The sequence below is a fragment of the Fluviicola sp. genome, from assembly GCF_030151805.1.
Lineage (GTDB): Bacteria > Bacteroidota > Bacteroidia > Flavobacteriales_D > Crocinitomicaceae > Fluviicola.
Genome location: NZ_JASLCN010000352.1, coordinates 1 through 2,733, shown reverse-complemented (window position 1 = coordinate 2,733; position 2,733 = coordinate 1). Strand labels below are relative to the sequence as shown.

General features: G+C 36.0%; 3 protein-coding genes. All 3 read left to right on the top strand.

Annotation, left to right across the window (positions count from 1 at the left end; all coding sequences use genetic code 11):
• Positions 1 to 1,196, top strand: a 1,196-nt coding sequence (locus Q1V93_RS13445) for a histidine kinase (RefSeq protein WP_300665404.1), incomplete at its 5' end; no start/stop codon positions are given.
• Between the two features lie 2 nt (positions 1,197 to 1,198).
• The gene (locus Q1V93_RS13440; protein WP_300665403.1) at positions 1,199 to 1,948 is read left to right on the top strand and encodes a LytTR family DNA-binding domain-containing protein; all 750 of its coding nucleotides are present in this window, start codon (positions 1,199 to 1,201) and stop codon (positions 1,946 to 1,948) included.
• A 262-nt stretch (positions 1,949 to 2,210) separates the two neighbouring features.
• Positions 2,211 to 2,672, top strand: coding sequence for a hypothetical protein (locus Q1V93_RS13435; RefSeq protein WP_300665402.1), 462 nt, complete (start codon positions 2,211 to 2,213; stop codon positions 2,670 to 2,672).
• Positions 2,673 to 2,733: the final 61 nt, after the last annotated feature.

Here is a 2,733-nt window from a genome sequence, read left to right as displayed (position 1 = left end):
ATTACATTACTCAATCCATTGATATTGCAAAAAAAGAAAAGTTGGATTTCCCAATGGTCCAAAGTATTGAAGTTTTAGGAAGTATCTATCTGAAGAATCGTAATTACAAACTGGCCAAACAAAAATTTTTACAATCCAAACCCGCGTTTGAGCAAAGTAATTATGAGTATTATATGATTTCTAACTATACCTGTCTTGGTCTAACTTATGCAGGTCTGCAACAGAAAGATAGCGCGCTGTACTATTATCGAAAAGCACTCACTATTGGCTTAAAAAATGATTACAAGATACATGTTTATGATATCTATGAAGGTTTAACCAAGCTGTACATTAATAACAATGAAAAGGACAGCGCACTTTATTATTTCGATAAATCAGTAAATATAAAAGATGAACTTGCGACCTCTGAAAGAACAAAGATTATTGAACGCTATCAGGCAGAATATGAAGCGCAGAAAAAAGAAGAAGAAATCGTATTACTCCAGGAGCAAAGCAAATTAAAGGATGCGAGTATCGAAAAACGCACTTATTTTATTGCAACCTTGATACTGGCTGTTATTCTCCTCCTGACAGGAGGATTCTTTATTCGAAGGCAGATCAAGTTAAAACAGCAAAAAAAGGCAGTTGAATTGGAACATATAGCTTTGAGAGCTCAAATGAATCCACATTTTTTATTCAATTCACTCAATAGTATTCAACGAATGTATGTGGAAGGAAATGAAAATGATGCGAATGAATACATGGCAGATTTTGCTGAGCTGATGCGAAGAATATTAGATAACAGTGCACAAAATACTGTTTCACTGCACGAGGAGCTATCTACTTTAGAACTCTATTTAAATTTAGAACAGTTGCGTTGCGGGGGGAAAGTGCGTTATAGCATACAAGTAGATGAAAATGTTGATACCCACAATACACATGTCCCACCTCTAATTATACAACCCTTTGTCGAAAATGCCATTTGGCATGGAATACTCCCTAAAAAGGAAAATGGGTATGTTTCCATTATTCTTTCCCGGGAAGATAACCGAATTAAATGTGTCATTCAAGACGATGGAGTTGGTTTTTCTTTGGTGTCCAGGTCTAAGCATGAATCAAAGGGGATAAAGATAACCGAACAACGAATAGGAAATAAAATCGTGATCAAAAGTTCCCCTAACGAAGGAACAACCGTTAGTTTTTATTTAAACGATTAATTATGATCAAATGTGTTATCATAGATGATGAAGCAGATGCACGCTTTTTATTGAGTAACATTATCCATAAAAATTTTACAGATCAATTAGAAATAGTTGCGGAAGCGGATACGATTGCTGATGGAATAAGTATCATCGAAAAGTATGAACCACAAGTAGTATTCCTGGACATCCGAATGCGAGAAGGAACAGGTTTTGACCTGCTCGAAAAAATTGAAGATAAAAATTTTGAAGTTGTTTTTGTTACCGCATTTGACAACTATGCGATTAAAGCAATTCAGTTTAGTGCTTTTGGCTATTTAATGAAACCCATTAAAATAATGGAGTTCAAACAGTTGGTAGGGACATTAGGCATTCATTTTTCAAAACAAAAAGAAGATGTTTCAAAACGTCTTAAAGTCTTGATTGAAAATTATGGGGATGATCGAAAAATAAAAAAGTTAGTCATTCCAAACATGGAAGGTTTTAAAGTCGTGGAGATTGAAGATATTATTCGCCTGGAAGGTGATCGGAATTACACCAATTTTATTGTTTCGGAAGGAAAAAAAATCACTTCTACCAAAACGCTGGGCGAATATGAAACACTTCTAACTGATTTTGGTTTTTTCAGAATTCATCAAAGCACGATTGTTAATCTGCGACATGTCAAAGGCTATTTGAAGGGGGATGGCGGAAGTGTTGAGATGACAGATGGGAAACATGTTCAAGTTAGTAGGCATAGAAAAGCAAATTTTGTAAAAAAGTTTATTTAGGAATATCTCTTGTCCGAGAATTTAGGTGATTTCCAAAAAAACACGCAGATTAAGCGGATCCCGAATCATCGGGACAGGTCTTACGCAGATCGTTGACAAATTAAATCTGCGGTATGCACCAACGCTGATCGCATGTCGCCAATAGCTTTAACCATGGCACAAGCTTAGGCGTAAGTGTTCTGCGGGAGAAAATGATTACATCATCTAATATTTTAGGACACTCCATTTTATTAAATGAATATATTTAGAAAAAATAGTGCTTATGAAAAAAATCAAATTACTGCCGTTCGTTGCAATGGGTATGTTTGTCTTTGCTTTAAATTCCTGTTCCGGTGAAAAAACAGATTCAGCCCCGGGAGAAGAAGGCGCGGCTGCCTCAGCAGAAGTAATGACTACTGAAATGCTAATTGAAGAAGCCAATAAAATCGGAGCAAAAGCTTTTGAAAAGAAGTATGCAAAGGATTCTGAAATTGAGTTAAGCGGTGAGGCGAAATTCCCGGCAACATGGGAAGATAAAATCTCGGTGAAATTTGGTCCCTCATCCAATGATTTGCCACTAACGGCTGATTTTATGTTTACTGATAATGGTGGTTCGGCAGAAGCAACAAAAGATAAAATCAAATTTGGTGAAACCTTACATTTCAAAGGGAAACTAGGTTATTCCTTTTTTGATGATAAAGGAAAGCTGAAGAATTTGTCTGTTTCAAATTGCAAAGTTTTATAAGGGTTTTGAGACCCCGGAAGAAATGACTTGAGAGCATAGCCCAAGTTGTGGAACATGTTCC

Bases quoted from the DNA above. Each gene is read 5' to 3' on its own strand.
- Q1V93_RS13440 (WP_300665403.1), top strand. From the start codon at position 1,199: ATGATCAAATGTGTTATCATAGATGATGAAGCAGATGCACGCTTTTTA.
- Q1V93_RS13435 (WP_300665402.1), top strand. From the start codon at position 2,211: ATGAAAAAAATCAAATTACTGCCGTTCGTTGCAATGGGTATGTTTGTC.